Source organism: Lysinibacillus cavernae (genome assembly GCF_009724685.1).
GTDB lineage: Bacteria > Bacillota > Bacilli > Bacillales_A > Planococcaceae > Lysinibacillus > Lysinibacillus cavernae.
In genome coordinates this window covers 57,100-74,363 of sequence record NZ_WMEF01000010.1, presented here as the reverse complement: position 1 = coordinate 74,363, position 17,264 = coordinate 57,100, and the positions used below count along the sequence as shown (strand labels likewise).

Sequence of the window (17,264 nt, the reverse complement as noted above, 5' to 3'; positions counted from 1 at the left end):
AACGAGGAGAGAACTGATTGAAAAAAAGCTTGCAAATTGGTGGTGCCTATGTAGGAATTATCGTTGGTGCAGGATTTGCATCAGGGCAGGAAATTGTCCTCTATTTTACAAGCTATGGTTTTAAAGGAATCTATGGTGCAGTGTTAGCCATGATTGGTTTCTCTATTGTTGGAATGTGTATTGCTCAAGTTAGCTCAAGACTCCGCACAGCCTCACATAAGGATTTGATTTATCAAATTTCAGGGAATACTGTTGGCTTTGTGTTGGATTTAGTTCTATCGCTTTTTTTATTTGGTGTAGCTGTTATTATGTTTGCTGGCGCAGGTGCAACATTGCAGCAAATGTTTGGACTGCCTATTTGGCTAGGAAGTATTTGCATGATTATGCTGACAGTAGCTACTGTCATGATGGATGTGAAAAGCATTATTAATATCATCGCGCTTGCCACACCTTATCTACTAACAGTTGTGTCCATTATCGCTATCTATGCCATAGCAACGATGGATCTAACCTTTGTAGAACAGGCAGTTATTGCTCAACAGGCTCAAATAAGTGCGAATAGTTGGTGGGTGACTGCTCTCTTATATATGTCATTCAATGTAGGCGTTAGTTTTTCATTATTAACTGTTATGTGTGGTTCGATACGCAATGACAAAGTAGCTGGTATGGGTGGCATTATTGGTGGCATTTTATTAGGTGCTTTAATTTTACTTATTAATTTTTCTCTTCTAGCAAAAATGAATATCATTGTTGGACTAGACATTCCGATGCTAGCACTAGCTAATGAAATTCATCCAGTTGTTGGATTATTAATGACAATTTCTCTTTTAGGGATGATCTATAATACTGCCGTAGGAATGCTTTATTCATTTATGGTAAGGTTTTTTGAGCCAAGTAGAGCAAGTTTTAGAGTAGCGGTCATTTTTATAGGTGGTCTCGGATTTCTAGCGAGTCTAGTAGGATTCACGACATTAGTAGCAAAGCTGTATGCAGTCATGGGCTATGTAGGTTTAGTATTAATCATATTCATTATTTCAGCATGGTTAAGAGGCGCTAAGAAGATTGTTTAATATAGTAATGGTAATTGAGATAAAGAATTTGTTCTCAATTACCTTTTTGTTTGGATAAAAAATTTGTAGAAATAGTGAATGATTTTAGCTGAAAAGTTTGGTGAAATTGCTGATATTTCGTTAATTAGACACGTTTTTTGGTTAATACTCAATAAAACGAGAACAATTCTCATTTGTCGGTTGACTGAGAATAAAATCATGCTTATAATGGGAATCGTGAGTAATGATAATCATTTTCACTAGAAAGTGAGTTACACACAAAAATGAAATCTACCGGGGATTACTATGAAAATAAGATATCTTTTAACAGCAACTATTGTGTTGTCTATCGTGTCGCTATTCATTGGAGTAGTAAATATAAAGCCAAGTGACCTATTAGACTTCCAATCAGAAGAAACTAGACTATTTTTAATTAGTCGTGTACCTAGACTCGTTGCAATCTTGCTAGCAGGTGCAGGTATGAGTATTGCTGGTTTAATTATGCAAAGCTTAAGTAGGAATAAGTTCGTATCACCAACGACAGCTGGTACGTTAGATGCCACTCGGTTGGGTGTATTGATTTCTATGATGTTCTTCACGAATGTCACGTATTTCCAAAAAATTTCCTTCGCTTTCATATTTGCTTTAGCCGGCACATTATTATTTATGCAAATATTAAATCGAATTAAATTTAAAGATGCGATCTTTATACCGCTTATTGGCTTAATGTATGGAAATATCTTGTCTTCCGTCACAACATTCTTTGCGTATAAGGCAAATATTATCCAAAACATTTCTGCATGGTTACAAGGAGATTTCTCATTAATCATGAAAGGCCGTTATGAACTGTTATACATAAGTGTACCAGTACTTATTTTAGCTTACATTTATGCAAATCGTTTTACAGTAGCTGGAATGGGAGAGGATTTTGCGAAAAATCTTGGACTATCCTACAAATTTGTGCTGAATTTAGGCTTGGTGTTGGTAGCTCTTATCTCTACAACAGTGGTATTAACAGTCGGTGTTATTCCATTCCTTGGTTTGATCATACCGAATATTATTTCACTGTTTAAAGGTGATAATTTGGCAAAAACATTGCCGCATACAGCATTACTTGGTATGTCTTTCTTATTGTTCTGCGATATTATTGGCCGCGTACTTATTTTCCCTTATGAAATACCAATTAGTATGACTGTTGGTGTAATTGGAAGTGCCATCTTCCTATTCATGTTGTTTAGGGGGAGAGCATATGCGTAATCGTACAAGAATGTTCATTTTACTAGGTCTTGCAGTGATAGCTATTTTACTGTATTTGTTTTGGGAGTTAAATGGTAATTATCATTATGCATTTCCACGTCGCGTAATAAAAGTGGTGGCGATGGGCTTAACAGGTATAGCTATAGCCTATTCAACAGTAGTATTCCAAACAATTACACATAATCGTATTCTCACTCCTAGTGTCATGGGATTAGATGCTTTGTATATGTTGATTCAAACATGCATCTACTTTTTCTTTGGTTCTACGTCTATATTAGTCATTAATATCTACTATAATTTCACGCTCGCTATTGTAGCCATGATTGTATTTGCTTTAATTTTTTATCGAGTATTGTTTAAAGAAGGTAAGCGACCGATTTATTTTTTACTGCTTGTGGGTATGATTGTAGGAACGTTTTTAGGTAGTATCACAACGTTCTTCCAAGTATTAATAGATCCTAATGAGTTTTTAGGGTTACAAAGTAAAATGTTTGCTAGTTTCAATAATGTTAACTCAGATTTAGTTTGGCTAGCAGGTGTCATCATTTTATTAACATTCATATATGGTTGGCGTCATATGAATCAATTAGATGTGATGTCTTTGGGGCGAGATACAGCTATTAATTTAGGTGTACCCTACGATAAGTTGGTACAACGTATGTTAATTTTAGCTTCCATATTGATTGCTGTATCGACAGCACTCGTTGGGCCAATTACATTCTTTGGTTTAATCGTTGCAAATTTATCATATCAGTATTTCAAAACATACAAGCATTCTATCTTGATTGCTGGTTCTTGTGTGATGAGTATTATTGCTTTAGTCGGTGGGCAGTGGATGGTTGAACGAGTATTCACTTTCAGTACTACACTTAGTGTCATTATTAATTTTGTGGGTGGGGTATACTTCATCTACTTATTATTAAGAGAAAGTAGGTCAGCAGGATGATTCAAGTCAAAGAAATTACGAAGTTTTTTGGGAAAAAACCTGTCGTTCAAGATGTAAGTGTTGATATTGCCTCAGGAAAAATCACATCTTTTATTGGACCGAATGGTGCAGGGAAGTCCACGCTACTTTCAATGGTGAGTCGTTTACTCAATGCAGATACTGGCGAAGTACTACTCGATAAAGCAGATGTACGTAGCTGGAAATCAGATGATTTTGCTAAGCGAGTATCGATTTTAAAGCAATCTAACTTTATGAATGTGCGTCTAACGATTCGTGAGCTTGTATCCTTTGGCCGTTTCCCTTATTCCAAGGGGAATTTAAAGGCTGAAGATGAAGAAAAGGTTGACGAAGCTATTCGCTATATGAACTTAGAAGATATACAACATAATTATTTAGATGAACTATCAGGCGGTCAACGTCAGCGTGCTTTTATCGCAATGGTTATTGCACAGGACACAGAATATATCTTACTGGACGAGCCATTGAATAATTTAGATATGAAGCACTCTGTACAGATTATGAAAATTTTACGTAAGCTGGTTGATGAGTTAGGGAAAACTGTGGTCATCGTATTACACGATATTAATTTTGCCTCTGTTTACTCAGACCATATTGTTGCGTTAAAAAATGGTCGTGTTGTCAAAAACGGCCCTACAAATGACATTATTAACTCTGACGCTTTGAAGGAAATCTATGATATGGATATCCCTGTTCAAGAGCAGGATGGCTGTCGAATTTGTGTTTATTTTAATTCGTAAAAATAGTTATAGATGGTTGTGCCATCAATTGACTATCAAATAAATTAATTAAAAGGAGAAATTTCGAAATGAAAAATTGGAAATTACTTACGGTATTAATGGCAATGATGTTATTAGTATTAGCTGCTTGCGGTTCAAAAGACGAGGCAAAAGAAGAAGATAAAGGTACTTCAACTGATAAACCAGCAGAAGAACAAAAAGAAGAATCATCTGCATATCCACTGACAATTCCAGGTAGCACAATCGAAGGACGCGATGGTAGCACTACTTTTGAAGAAGTAAAACTTGATAAAATTCCAGAAAAAGTAGTTGTTTTTGATAATGGTTTCCTAGATACATTAGATGCTTTAGGTGTTAATCCTACTGCTGTAGTACAAGATTCATTACCGTCATATTTAAGTAAATTTAAAGATAGCACATATGTAAATGCTGGTACTTTATTCGAGCCTGATTATGAAAAATTATCTGAAATCAACCCAGACATTATTTTCATCTCTGGTCGTGCGTCAGCAGCTTATGCTGAACTATCTAAAATTGCACCTACAGTATACATTGGTGTAGATAACAAAAACTTCTTAGAGTCATTCAAAGCTAATACAGAATTAGCAGGTAAAATCTTCGGTAAAGAAAAAGAAGCTACAGATGCAATTACTGCATATGAAGCAAAAGTTGAAGAAGTAAAAACGAAAGCAACTGCATCTGAAGAGAAAGCTTTAATCGTATTAGGTAGTGAAGGTGCATTATCAGCATATGGTACTGGTTCACGTTTCGGTGTGATTCACGATGTATTTGGTGTAAAAGCTGCTGATGAAAATGTTAAAGTTGGAACACATGGTGATAATGTAAGTTTTGAGTATGTACGTGATACAAATCCTGATATTTTATTTGTAGTTGACCGTGATGCAGTAGTAACTGAAAACGGTGAATCTGGTACAAAAGCTGCGATTGAAAACGAAATCGTAAGTGCAACAAACGCTGTGAAAAACGGTAAAGTGTTCTACCTAGATCCAGAAGTTTGGTATCTTTCAGGTGGCGGATTACAATCTGAAACGCTAAAAGTTGAAGATGTTTTAAAGGCGGTTAACTAATATGTTTGTACAAATTAAACGTATTGTCGTGACGGAAGGAAATTCGGATAAGGTGGTGGAACGTTTTGGTGCTAACCCAAACGAGCCATCATTGCTTGAACAACAACCTGGTTACATTGATAAGCAGGTACTTGTAAAAAAAGTTCGCCGTGGAGATGAGGAAGTGCTAGTGATGGTTCGTTGGGAATCAGAAGAAGCATGGAAAAATTGGGAGAAGAGTCCTGAACATATCGCCGGTCATAAGGCAAGCGCAGGAAAGCCAAAGCCTGAGCATATCATTGAAAGCGGACAAGAAGTTTATTATGTAAAAGGTTAATCATTTAAAGGTGTCTCAAGTCATTTGAGACGCCTTTTTTGTTATACATAAAAAAGCAGATAACGAAGAATTATCTACTTTAATCAATGTCTATATTGATTTCATTCGAAGGCTCCCTCCTCTATTGAGGGAGAAGAATGCTTTGTGGTTTTTTTCAGTGAGTGTTCAAGTGTAAAGGAACAAAGGTAAAAACAACCTATCCTGTGGCGATGAGGTGTGACCAACATCATATTGCCCCTAAGCCCTTTCGTAAGTCATACATTTTGAAGAGTGGTCTGTACGACACAGACTAGTTAACCGTTGTTATAGGGTTAACTTCTACTCGTCAGCTCGAAAATAGCTGGACACATTTTTTATCTGTGCAAAAGCAAAGCACCAGCGGCTATTAAACCGAGGCGTAATGAATATTAATTAATGCTTAATAGATGTGCCTCTCCACGCACTAAAAGTTGAATCCATATTAAAGGATATGGTGTTCTCATTAATGGACAATCCTGAGATGTTTGTATGGCATAGCTCATCCAAATCATCTTGGGTACTGTGTGAATTAGATGAATTTGTAGCCATTGCTAGCCCTCTAGCATTAAGAATTGTGTAATGTGGTGTCACATAGACAGTAGGCGAATCTAGATTTAATCCAAAGGCAAATGGATTGACTAACGGCATATTAGATAGGCTTTCGTTCGAAATTCTTATAATGCCATACTGTTCGATATATTGGTCTCTTTTTCGTTGGAATGTATCCTCAAATCCAGGGATATTACTAATAACATTTGAAAAGGTGGAAATGTTTTTATACGTTGCTAAGGTTTCTTGATATGCTTTTAACTCAGATCGAATAATAATTTGTTCAATTCGTCGTTGATCATTTGTAGGCTGCTTAATTGTAATTTCTTCAGCTGAGACAGAGATATTACATGAAAAATTAGCCGTAAGTATGAAAATAGTATCGCTCATTTTTAAGTCACTCCCAGTACAAAAAATTTCATGTTCATCAATCTATCCTGACTTTGAATAAATGGTTTTATCTTGATTCAGCAAATGCTTTTATATCGAAAGCGAAGCGTCAGGTACAGAAGTTACCTCCTCTATAGGGGTAGATGAATGCTTGTGTTGGTTTTTTTATTGGGTGTCCCCAACATCGTGTTGCAGCGGATGTAACAGATTCTAAGAGAGGGCTGCATGATACAGGTCAGTTAATCCTTGTCATATTTCGCCACGGTTTAAAGTTAACTTCTACTTGCGAGCTTAAAAAAATTGGACGCATTGTTTATCCGTGAAAGCGTAATGCCAGCGGCAATTACGCTGAGGCGTAAATTAATTATTAATCTAAGCGTAACATCTGACAGAACGCCATTTCAATGATGAGTTTACGCCACTTTCATGGCGGTACATAGTTCTACACCGCCATTTTTTTAGTATTTTTTAACAAAAATATGGCGTGGTTTGCAGAAATAACGCCACTTTTTGGCGGTATTACACTTTATCAAGGATATAATTGTATTAAACGTAGTGTATAATTGTTCCGCTAGTATTAATTCCCACTAATCTATATAATATCTATTAATATAGCAGAAGGGAGATGGGACTATTGAACAATTTAGATGAACGTATTAATGAATCATTAGACATTCTTGTGGAAAATGAGAGATTACTTGGCCAAGAGCTGATGTTGTTGTTAAAAAGCTTCATAGAAGAAAAAACATCCGTTGGTTTTTCCTTTGGTAAGTTATGTTTTTGGCATTATGAAGCATTTTCAGATGGTAAAAATGAAGATATCTACAAAGTAGCTGCAGCAATTGAACTCCTAATACTATCTTTTGATATTATTGATGATCTTCAGGATAAGGATTCGGACTATATTTGGAACAAAACGCCTGAGCTCTCTTTAAATGTTGCCTTAGCAATGCTAATTGTGGCATCTAAAGCAATAGATGAAACATCCTTTAAGCATAAAAGAGCTGCTATAAGGCTACTTGAGGAATACGCGTTAAAAAGTATAAATGGTCAGCAACTTGACTTACTAAATAATTGTCGTGATGAAGATTCGTATGTACAAATGATTACTTTGAAATCGGGTTCTTTAACAGCAATGGGTTGTTTGATTGGAGAAATGCTTGCAAAAGGGGAAATATCGAAAGAAGTTGAGGCATATGGGAAATACATAGGCATTATCCAACAAATTAAAAATGATATACAAAGCTTGAAAGCATGGGGTCCTAAAAATGACCTACTAAATAAAAGATATTCTTTGCCTATTATTTATCTTTTATCACAGAAAAATGATGTTTCAAAATCGGTTGCCAGCTATTATAATGATGATATAGTTACGATTTTGGATAATAATGCAACAGAAAACGAGTTGACAAATGGTGGGGCAATACGTTATGCCATTACAATGAAAAATGTCTATAAGTTTAAAGCCTTGAATTACCTTGAAAATGTAGCGATAAACGAGTTAGGTAAAGACTTTCTACAAAATTTAATGAGATGAGGAGAGATTAGTATGATTGATGTAATCCAGTATTTAGAACAAAATCCTAGCCTAGTTGGATTATTAAAACAACAAAAAGCCTCATTAATTGGCATTTCACCTGTTGAACAAAAAGCAATTATAGAAGCATTTAGCGGAGAGATGATTGCAGAAAATGATGTTTGGAACTAAAAACAGTGCATAGTAAATTATTTTGGCCAGCTATAATTCTCTATTTAATTCTCGGTTTCTATTTAAATTATGTGAATTATAGCGCGCCATTTATAGAAATTGAGGTAGAAAAAGAAGATGGCCAGTGGCTAGTATCTCAACTTTATTATGAAGACTGGGCGGAGAGCCAAAATATAGCCATTGGTGATGTTATTTTAACGGTAGATGAGCACCCAATTGACCATTTAAAACAGCTGAAGTATAAATCCAAAATAATATCAGCTAATGAATTAACAGTCATGAAGCCAAGTGGAAATATAATGAATATACATATTAAACATATAGATATTCCTCAACAATTTCTATATATATTAATTGTTCCGGCATGTTATTATTTTTTGACGTTATTCGTTGCGTTTTATTTACATTTCAAACAAAGAAATTCAAAGTTAGCAGACTTACTTATTCTTTTTATGTTAAGTGTTTCATTAGCATACGTAAGCAGTGGTGTCTCTGGTAGGTTAAATGCGATTGGTATTATCGTAAATCGCAGTAGTATGGTGTTATGCTTAATCTTATTATTACATTTTTTAAGAAATTATTTTTTATTTGTGAAAACGAATTGGGTATTTATGAATAATATCAAACGCTTTTATATATTTCCCTTAATCGCTTTTATACTAGGTTGTATTGGCACTATTTATCCTACTTCTAATAATATTCTTTCCAATGTTGTATTAGCTATTTTCTTAATTCTCCTTTTGATTATCTCTAGTATTTTATTAATAAGCTATTTCAAATATAGCTCGCCACAGTTGAAAATTTTATTAAGTAGTATACTAATACCGTTCCTGCCATTTCTTTTTTTATATGCACTCCCAAAAATCCTTTTTGATACGCAGATTCTTTCAGCTGAGATTTGCTCATTATTTTTATTGCTTATACCTTTTAGCTTTATTTTTACACAGGTGACTGAAAGATTATTCGATATTGAGTATCATATTACAAGATTACGCTATTATGTTATATTTTCTTTAACCTTTACTTTATGGTTTACAGTGGGACTGTACTTTATTGCAGGTCGGTATTTAACAATGACAGTTATGTCAGGAGTAGCTTTCTTTACATTTACTTCATTAGTTATACTCTTCTACGTAAAAGAAAAGGTAGATTATCGGAAACGAAAAATATTGTTTTCAACAAAAGGTGATTATATTCATCAGTTATATACGGCTGTCGATAAAATTGGCAAAACCATTAAAATCAATGAGCTTTTAGAGAAATTTGCTTACGAGGTTTCCGTACATCTTGAGTTAGAGGATGTTTTTGTCTTAACATATAACTATGATACGAATGAATTCACGACAATTGTTGGAGAAAATATTACAATACATCCTAAAATAATGGAAGAAATAAGATTGGGAGAAATACGAAGGGTCGACAAAGTTTATGTAGCTTTTCTCCATCAGGATGCGCATTATAAAAGAGCCTTAGTGCTGGGGCATAACAATACGATTCATTTAAAAGACGAGGAACTTTTGTGGCTCGAATTGCTCCTCTTGTATGTAAATAATTTTATTGAAAATACGAAGTTGGTGGAAGAACTGTTAGAGGAACTGAAGCATATGAAGCAAGCCGATGATGGTCAATTACCATGGCTAAATAAGCTACTATGGTTAAGGTTCGAAGAAGAAAAATACCAGTTAGCTCAAGAGTTACACGACACCAATTTACAGGAGCAACTTCATATAGCAAGAGAAGTAGATGTCCTGGTTAATGCAAAAAATACAACTGATATTCAGGGGGAACTTGCAAAAATTCATATACAAATGGTTACATCCTTACATGAATTAAGGTCCTACTGTGAAAATCTAAAACCTCCTTTACTAGACACATTAGGTTTAAATGCCGCATTAGAAAAGTTAATTCGGAAAGTTCAAGAGAGAGCTAACTTCTTACTAATTTACACGATTGATCGTCTATACTTAGAAGATGAGCGCATGAATTTAATGATCTATCGTTTGTTCCAAGAGCTACTAAATAATGCCTTAAAACATTCTTATGCAACATCCGTTGAAATACATCTAAAAGAGAAGAATGATGGCTTTGAAATCATTTATAGTGATGATGGCGTAGGATGTAACGTGGAGGACATTATCGTAGCAGAATCGATGGGCATTCGAGGTATGCAGGAGCGTGTGAAAGCATTTAATGGCCATTTTTATATTGACTCACACATAAATAAAGGGATGTCTATTAGGATAACGGTTAAAGAAGGGAGTGAAGCACTTGATTACGATGCTCATAGTGGATGATCACCCTATAGTATTAGAGGGTACTAAAAACTTGTTTCAAGAGAATGAAGATATTATTATTGATACTGAAAGCGATGCTACGTGTGTCATTCAAAGAATAAAAAATAAGCCATACGATATCTATTTAATTGATATTAATATGCCATTAGAAAATGGAATCAACTTAGCCCGTAATATTAAAGCTATTCAGTCAAATGCTTCAGTTATTCTTTATACAGGTGATGATATCACGGATTATTATCCACTCATTTTAGAAAGAAAAATAGAAGGTATTTTGGCTAAAACAGCCTCTAAAGAGCAAATTTTACGAACAGTTCGGGCGATAGCTAATGGTGAAATCGTTTTACCGAAAAATTTCTTAGATTTTCTAGATGATAAATTTAAACTGCAAAATGTTAAAGATATCCTTTTAAATGAAAAGGAAAAGAAAATTTTAAGACTCATTGCTGAGGGGCATACGAATAAAGCTATCGCTATTGAACTGAATATTCCTCAACGAACTACGGAGAGGTATTTAACTCAACTCTTTTCTTTGCTAAATGTAGATTCACGAACAGAAGCTGTTAATCTTGCTGAAAGAATGAATTTACTCTAAGCTTCTTCTATGCTATACTGTTGGTATATTTTTCTATTAAAAGGGAACTTTTGGGTGGGCAATATCCTATATATTTCCTAAGTAAAACAAATCCATATTTTTGTGCTAAATATCCTATGAAAAATTAGAAACACCGCCAAAAAAGTGGCGGTGTTTTTTTGTGACCGCCAAATCACGCCAAAATTTACCTGAATCACGCCAAAAAAATGGCGTAAACCCGAAGTTGAAATAACGGTGTGAGTACTGGTACCCTTAGATTAACAATGGTTAAGTAGATTTACTATAGTGGATAGTATACAAATGATTTTATTATAATAAGCAGCCTGTCTATCTATGAATTAAGTAGCGTTAGTAGATTGTAGAATGTTACTAGCTAGTCAATATACTTCACCATAAAACTTTATATAAAAGGTAGGCGTGTATTGTGAAAGTAGAACTTGAAAATTTGTTTTCTATAGCTGAAACTAGTCAAGATCAAGTTATTAACGTTTATAATCGTCATGGTATTGCGATTGGTGCGCCTGAAATTAGAAAAAGAAATTTAAAAACAAAATTTAATCCTATTTTTACATTAAATGAAGACGTAACATACGAGCAGGTAACAGCTCTATATGAATCGTTAGAACGCGAATTTGGTATTGTTTCAATAGGAGAACGTTTTTATTTTGAATTTTCAGATATCGAATATGAACGGGCATCATTATTTACTTTAAATTCAACAGGTAATTCACCAGAAATGTTTTTAGAGGATAAAGGGACACTATTTTCTTTGAGTACACATTGTAAATATTGTGGACTTATGGATAAAGAGCAGTTATCGCCTATAGTAATAGATACTACCCAGATGAAGGATCGTCATTTAGTCCATGTAAATGGTTATTGGGTTGCCTCTGAAGAACTGGTGTTACTAATGAAGAAAGAAAATCTAGAAGGCTATGAACTTTTAGAAGTTATCCATAAAGGGCCAGAGGAAGAAAAACAACTAGCTTATCAAATTATTCCTACACAAATGCTACCTGAGTGTAGCAAGGATAGAGTTAAATTATACTTTGCAACTGAACAACCTCCGTGTAACTGTGGTCTAAATGGAGTGATTAATGGTCCTGATATTTATCATCATGAAGATTTAAAGAATGTAAAAGGTGATGTGTTTTACTCAGCTGATTTTAGTCATGATGGAAGATATCTTTATAGAAAGACGTTATTCAGTAAAAGATTTAGAGAAGCTATTATAAATAGTGGCATTTCCCGTGAAGTTAGAGGAGAAAAGGATCCAAACTTTGGTCCAAAAGACTGGCTCTTTGATCCAGTGCTAATCAAGTAACCGAAGTTGGACAGTAAAAGGATAAGGGAGTGTTTATGATGTTTAGAAAAATACTACCTATAGTAGCCATTTTATTCATTGTTGCATTGGCCGTTTCCAATTATTTCGAAAAACCAGAAGTAGCGTCCATTATTATTACTCAAGCGTACATGCTTGCAAATTTTTCTTAAAACGAAAGCCTATTTTCCCTCAGGATAGTTCTATTTGTGTTATGATGTGGGAGACCAAAGCATGAGTGTTTTTTGAGGTGAAGGAATGAAAAAATGGGCATATCCATTAGCAATCATAACGCTAATCATATTTATTGTATTAAGAACTACTTTTCAAAGTGAATTGATGACTAAGTTTGATGCAAAAATGGCGGAGATCCTTTTTGGTAATCGGTTTATTGAGGTCTTTCATTATATAGGCGAGCCTAAATTTGTTGTCACTGTTGCAGTAGTTTTAATGGTGTATTTGGCTTGGAAGGTAAAAAATTATAGAGGCATGCTATTTGTTGTTTTAACTTTTGCAGCAGGTAATGTTTTGAATCAATTACTAAAAAAATGGGTGCAAAGACCACGACCTGAAATAGAGGATCAACTGACATCCTTTAGCTTTCCATCTGGACATGCTATGACAGGTATTTTGTACTTATTCACAATTGCTTATATTTTTGCTGAAAACAATAGTAAAAGCCGTAAAACCGTTCTGTGGCTTGGAGCGACGATACTAATGGTACTAATCGGATTATCACGTATTGCAGGAGCACGACATTTTGCTACGGATGTGCTTGCTGGTTGGAGCATGGGATATACTTGGTTTATCATCTGTGTCATCTGGTATGAACGTCGCAAACGAACGTTTCAATCGAATCATAAATAAAAGGTGAAAGCAGCATCAGCATGAACTGATACTGCTTTTTTCTGTTCTGATGATGATTAAGCATTATTTCACTAATGTTAAGAATGATATTTGCCTCATAAAAAAGAATTGCGCATAGGAAACTTCTACGTTAAGATGAGTACAATAAGAAAAAGAGAAAAGGAAGAAGGGAAATGGAAGGAAACGTTTTACTGGCATTAGGATTGACTCTTTTTGCCGGACTTGCAACGGGTGTAGGTAGTTTAATAGCATTTTTTACATCAAGAACAAATACAAAGTTTTTATCACTAGCACTAGGTTTTTCAGCAGGGGTAATGATATACGTATCCCTAGTAGAGATTTTTGTTAAAGCGAAAGATGCTTTAACCAATGCATTAGGCACAACAAATGGCTATTGGATGACAATCCTCGGATTTTTTGGTGGGATGTTATTTATTGCTTTAATAGATAAATTTATTCCTAAAGCTACTAATCCTCATGAAGTAAAACTAGTTGAAGATGTGAATGCTGTAAAGCCCCAGGTTAATGAAGAGCATTTGATGAAGATGGGCATTTTTACTGCTCTTGCCATTGGAATTCATAATTTTCCTGAGGGAATCGCTACATTTATGGCGGCTATTAATGATCCGAATATTGGGATTGCTATTGCCATTGCAGTAGCCATTCATAATATTCCAGAGGGGATTGCTGTATCTGTCCCGATCTTCTTTGCAACAGGCAATCGTCGAAAAGCATTTAAGTTATCATTTTTATCAGGATTAGCAGAGCCTGTTGGTGCACTAGTAGCATTCCTACTCCTTATGCCATTTTTAACGGATGTTATGTTTGGAATCGTTTTCGCTGGCGTTGCAGGGATCATGGTCTTTATTTCATTGGACGAATTATTACCAGCAGCACAGAGATATGATGAGACACATTTATCGATGTATGGTTTAGTAGCGGGAATGGCGGTCATGGCCGTTAGCTTAGTGTTATTAGCATAATCAATTACGTTTTAGCCTTATTGCGTCCCAATTTTTTAGCTGATGAGTAGAGGTTAACCTAGCTCTTAAAATCGTGACATCCGCTAGAGGTATTGGCACAACATGTTGTTCATCAAAATAATAGGAAAAGGGAGCCATCTTTGTGAAAGAGGCTCCTTTCCTATTTCTTCTACATTAAGTTGTAGTAACAGCTTTTTTTGATTGTACAAGCTCTTGTACAATGTTTAGACAATCATGAAAAGTAGTAAAAGATTTATATGGAACGTGAAGCTCCTCACAGCGCTCAATGAGATGATCTCTAGCAAGAACAATATCTGCTAGTTTAGCTGCCTCAAAATCTGAAAGAGAGTCACCAATAACGATTTTAAAATGATCTTTCTCGGCAACTTTCCGCATAACGCTAGGCTTGCAACAGCCGCAACCCTGTGTGCTATATTTAGCGCATTCCTCGTCACAGCTATTTGGATAAATAAGTTTTATTTGTTCACCAGAAAAGTCTGCTTTATTACAGTAAATGCCTGAAAATGGTCCATATTTTTCAACTAAAGGCTCAATGAAAAAATCGATCCCGCCACTTACAATATAAAATGGGATGTTGTTGTCTTGAGCATAGCGAACAAAATCTCCAAATCCCTCACGAATTACCGCTGAATCCATAAGATATTGAATTACTTCATCTCTTTGTTTAGTAGAAAGTAGATGAAACATAGCTGAAAGCCCATCTTTAAATGAAACCGTTTGTTCCATCATGGCTTGGGCAATTTTTTCAGATTCCTCTGGTGCAAATTCAGTCATAAGTGAAAAAATATTATCAGTTTCTGTTATTGTGCCATCAAAATCACAGAATATAATTGGTTTCAACATAGTTCCCCCTTAGAAAAGCACGTATCCTAGTAGTATATAAAATATCTACCTCTATACTTCTATAATATTAGTTTTATACGTACTTGCTTTCAAGAAAAAACGCCTACTATTATAGTAGACGTTTCATACATTCATCGACTTGTACACCGTGTTCATCCGCTTTTGTTAAAATAACTTGATGCTCTGGGAATTGATCTTTCATTAACTGAACAAAGTCAGAAGCAATAGCAGAAGGAATAATAGAAATTAATGTCGGACCAGCTCCGCTTAAAGCCGTACCGTATGCACCGTTAGCTTTTGCAGCCGTACGAATTTCTGAGTACGCAGGAATTAACTTTGCACGAAACGGTTCATGGAATAAATCAGCTTCCATGTAACGACCAGCACGCTCAAAATCTCGTGCCATTAAGGAAGCTGCTAACATATTAGCATTCGCAGAAGCATAGACAGCATAAGCTCGATTAAATTGCTCTGGTAAAACAGAACGGGATTCACTCGTTTTTAACTCAATATCTGGCACATATACCACAAAGGATGCATCGATATCATTGATATGAAATGTATCGACGATTCCTTTTTCATCCATCGAGGAAATAGTTAATCCTCCAAGGACAGAAGCGGTTGCGTTATCTGGATGTCCTTCAATTTGTGAGGATAAGTTGAGCTTATCTTGAACAGTTAACCCAAGTTCACATACTTGGTTAGCAAGTTCAATACCTGCAACAATAACTGCTGCACTGCTTCCAAGACCACGTGCTAACGGGAGTTCACTAGCCATCTCCACACGACAAGCAGGTAATTGTTTACCATATTGATCGGCAATTTTTTTTGCAATGACGTATAGTAAGTGTTCTTCAAGCTCAAACTCTTTAGGACCATTATCATCGAGATGGATAATAACCCATTCATCTTGTAACGTGACGGAAAGCTTTAAGTAAAGAGACAAGCCAAGTCCTATTGAATCAAAGCCTGGTCCTAAATTGGCTGTGCTTCCAGGAACTGAGATTTGCCACATTTTACTCATAGTACACCCTCAATGTATGCACGAATTTCTTTCTCATCATTTTTGAGAGATACTACTTCCACAGATGATACATTCATAGCTGTATCAGGATCTTTTAGTCCATTCCCTGTGAAGATTGTTACAACTTTAGCGCCTTGTGGAATTTTACCGTTTTCTACCGATTTAATAACACCAGCTAAGGAAGCAGCTGAACCAGGTTCAACGAAAATACCTTCTGTATTAGCGATTAATTTATAAGCAGCTACAATTTCTTCGTCTGTAACTGAATCAATAATACCGTTAGATTCATCTCGAGCAGCTTCTGCAAATTTCCAACTAGCAGGATTACCAATTCTAATGGCAGTTGCAACTGTTTCAGGCTTAGCAATAGGTTCTCCCTTGACGATTGCCGCAGCACCTTCAGCTTCAAATCCATACATTTTTGGTAGACCGCAATCTTTTGCAGCATTGTATTCTTTAAAGCCTTTCCAGTACGCTGTAATATTACCTGCATTACCTACTGGAATACACAAATAATCAGGTGCCGAACCAAGTGCATCTACAATTTCAAATGAAGCAGTTTTTTGACCTTCAATACGGTATGGATTTACTGAGTTTACAAGTGCGACAGGCGTTGTTTCACTTACTTGGCGAACAATAGTGAGAGCATCATCAAAGTTACCGTCAATCTCAATGATTTTTGCACCATACATTATAGCTTGTGCAAGTTTACCAAGAGCAACTTTTCCTTTAGGGATAACAACGATCGATTGAATGCCAGCTCGTGTTGCATAAGCAGCAGCAGCGGCAGAAGTGTTCCCTGTAGAAGCGCAAATAACGCATTGACTACCGTCCTCAATAGCCTTCGCAACTGCAAATACCATTCCACGGTCTTTAAATGAGCCAGTTGGGTTTGCACCTTCAATTTTTCCATAAAGTTCAATGCCCAGTTTTTTGGATAAATTCACTAAATGTATAAGAGGCGTATTGCCTTCGTTTAAAGTTAAAGCAGGTGTGTTTTCAGTTACGGGTAAAAATTGTTTATATTCTTCAATAAGGCCTTTCCACATAACGTTACGATCTCCTTTTGTTCTCATAGAAAGAACAGTTGTTTTTGTATAAAAGACATTTTAACGCAAATCGCACTATTATTTCAATAGCATTTCATTAATTGTCGAAACAATTCGGTAATTTGAATTTTACTTGTCACTTTCTTGAAACAACTGTATAGTAATCTTGTGATGTAAAGTCAAGTGTA

19 protein-coding genes are annotated in these 17,264 nt (G+C 35.4%); 15 read left to right on the top strand and 4 right to left on the bottom strand.

Annotation, left to right across the window (positions count from 1 at the left end):
- Positions 1-17 precede the first annotated feature (17 nt).
- The 6 genes from GJU32_RS17735 to GJU32_RS17710 all read left to right on the top strand — a co-directional run bounded on the left by GJU32_RS17735 (position 18) and on the right by GJU32_RS17710 (position 5,414).
- Positions 18-1,070 carry a YkvI family membrane protein gene (locus GJU32_RS17735; protein ID WP_155593255.1) on the top strand — a complete coding sequence of 351 codons (1,053 nt, stop codon included), beginning with the start codon at positions 18-20 and terminating at the stop codon, positions 1,068-1,070.
- Between the two features lie 285 nt (positions 1,071-1,355).
- On the top strand, positions 1,356-2,306 hold the full coding sequence (locus GJU32_RS17730) for an ABC transporter permease (protein ID WP_155593254.1): 951 nt from the start codon (positions 1,356-1,358) through the stop codon (positions 2,304-2,306).
- Positions 2,299-3,252, top strand: a complete 954-nt coding sequence (locus GJU32_RS17725; protein WP_155593253.1) for an iron chelate uptake ABC transporter family permease subunit — start codon at positions 2,299-2,301, stop codon at positions 3,250-3,252. Before GJU32_RS17730 ends, GJU32_RS17725 begins: the two co-directional genes overlap by 8 nt.
- On the top strand, positions 3,249-4,010 hold the full coding sequence (locus GJU32_RS17720; RefSeq protein ID WP_155593252.1) for an iron ABC transporter ATP-binding protein: 762 nt from the start codon (positions 3,249-3,251) through the stop codon (positions 4,008-4,010). Before GJU32_RS17725 ends, GJU32_RS17720 begins: the two co-directional genes overlap by 4 nt.
- Before the next feature lie 68 nt (positions 4,011-4,078).
- Positions 4,079-5,098 carry a siderophore ABC transporter substrate-binding protein gene (locus tag GJU32_RS17715; protein WP_155593251.1) on the top strand — a complete coding sequence of 340 codons (1,020 nt, stop codon included), beginning with the start codon at positions 4,079-4,081 and terminating at the stop codon, positions 5,096-5,098.
- Between the two features lies 1 nt (position 5,099).
- On the top strand, positions 5,100-5,414 hold the full coding sequence (locus GJU32_RS17710) for an antibiotic biosynthesis monooxygenase family protein (protein ID WP_155593250.1): 315 nt from the start codon (positions 5,100-5,102) through the stop codon (positions 5,412-5,414).
- Positions 5,415-5,825: 411 nt separating this feature from the next.
- On the opposite strand, the gene GJU32_RS17705 is transcribed toward GJU32_RS17710, so the two are convergent.
- Positions 5,826-6,371 carry a hypothetical protein gene (locus GJU32_RS17705; protein WP_155593249.1) on the bottom strand — a complete coding sequence of 182 codons (546 nt, stop codon included), beginning with the start codon at positions 6,369-6,371 and terminating at the stop codon, positions 5,826-5,828.
- Positions 6,372-6,514: 143 nt separating this feature from the next.
- Here GJU32_RS17705 and GJU32_RS17700 point away from each other — a divergent pair, with 143 nt between their 5' ends.
- From GJU32_RS17700 to zupT, 9 genes are all read left to right on the top strand, one after another.
- Complete coding sequence (locus GJU32_RS17700) at positions 6,515-6,694, top strand: hypothetical protein (RefSeq protein ID WP_155593248.1); 180 nt, start codon at positions 6,515-6,517, stop codon at positions 6,692-6,694.
- A gap of 311 nt (positions 6,695-7,005) precedes the next feature.
- Complete coding sequence (locus GJU32_RS17695; RefSeq protein WP_155593247.1) at positions 7,006-7,908, top strand: polyprenyl synthetase family protein; 903 nt, start codon at positions 7,006-7,008, stop codon at positions 7,906-7,908.
- Between the two features lie 12 nt (positions 7,909-7,920).
- Positions 7,921-8,079 (top strand): competence pheromone ComX, encoded by a 159-nt coding sequence (comX, locus tag GJU32_RS17690; RefSeq protein WP_155593246.1) that lies wholly within the window; start codon positions 7,921-7,923, stop codon positions 8,077-8,079.
- Entirely contained in the window at positions 8,070-10,373 is a 2,304-nt protein-coding gene (locus tag GJU32_RS17685) for a sensor histidine kinase (RefSeq protein WP_230875084.1), read from the top strand. The genes comX and GJU32_RS17685 overlap by 10 nt, the downstream gene beginning before the upstream one ends.
- Positions 10,357-10,968: a response regulator transcription factor gene (locus GJU32_RS17680; protein ID WP_230875088.1), complete on the top strand. Its 612-nt coding sequence runs from the start codon at positions 10,357-10,359 to the stop codon at positions 10,966-10,968. Before GJU32_RS17685 ends, GJU32_RS17680 begins: the two co-directional genes overlap by 17 nt.
- A 424-nt stretch (positions 10,969-11,392) precedes the next feature.
- Positions 11,393-12,292 (top strand): hypothetical protein, encoded by a 900-nt coding sequence (locus GJU32_RS17675; protein ID WP_155593243.1) that lies wholly within the window; start codon positions 11,393-11,395, stop codon positions 12,290-12,292.
- A 38-nt stretch (positions 12,293-12,330) separates the two neighbouring features.
- A complete protein-coding gene (locus GJU32_RS23640; protein WP_274381828.1) occupies positions 12,331-12,462 on the top strand; it encodes a hypothetical protein in 132 nt (43 codons plus the stop codon).
- An 85-nt stretch (positions 12,463-12,547) separates the two neighbouring features.
- A complete protein-coding gene (locus tag GJU32_RS17670; protein ID WP_155593242.1) occupies positions 12,548-13,156 on the top strand; it encodes a phosphatase PAP2 family protein in 609 nt (202 codons plus the stop codon).
- A 173-nt stretch (positions 13,157-13,329) separates the two neighbouring features.
- Complete coding sequence (zupT, locus tag GJU32_RS17665) at positions 13,330-14,139, top strand: zinc transporter ZupT (RefSeq protein ID WP_155593241.1); 810 nt, start codon at positions 13,330-13,332, stop codon at positions 14,137-14,139.
- A gap of 174 nt (positions 14,140-14,313) precedes the next feature.
- Here zupT and GJU32_RS17660 read toward each other — a convergent pair whose 3' ends face one another.
- The 3 genes from GJU32_RS17660 to thrC form a co-directional block, all read right to left on the bottom strand.
- The gene (locus GJU32_RS17660; RefSeq protein ID WP_155593240.1) at positions 14,314-15,000 is read right to left on the bottom strand and encodes a 2-hydroxy-3-keto-5-methylthiopentenyl-1-phosphate phosphatase; all 687 of its coding nucleotides are present in this window, start codon (positions 14,998-15,000) and stop codon (positions 14,314-14,316) included.
- Positions 15,001-15,112: 112 nt separating this feature from the next.
- Entirely contained in the window at positions 15,113-16,027 is a 915-nt protein-coding gene (thrB, locus tag GJU32_RS17655) for a homoserine kinase (protein ID WP_155593239.1), read from the bottom strand.
- Positions 16,024-17,076, bottom strand: a complete 1,053-nt coding sequence (gene thrC, locus GJU32_RS17650) for a threonine synthase (RefSeq protein WP_155593238.1) — start codon at positions 17,074-17,076, stop codon at positions 16,024-16,026. Before thrC ends, thrB begins: the two co-directional genes overlap by 4 nt.
- Positions 17,077-17,264 lie beyond the last annotated feature (188 nt).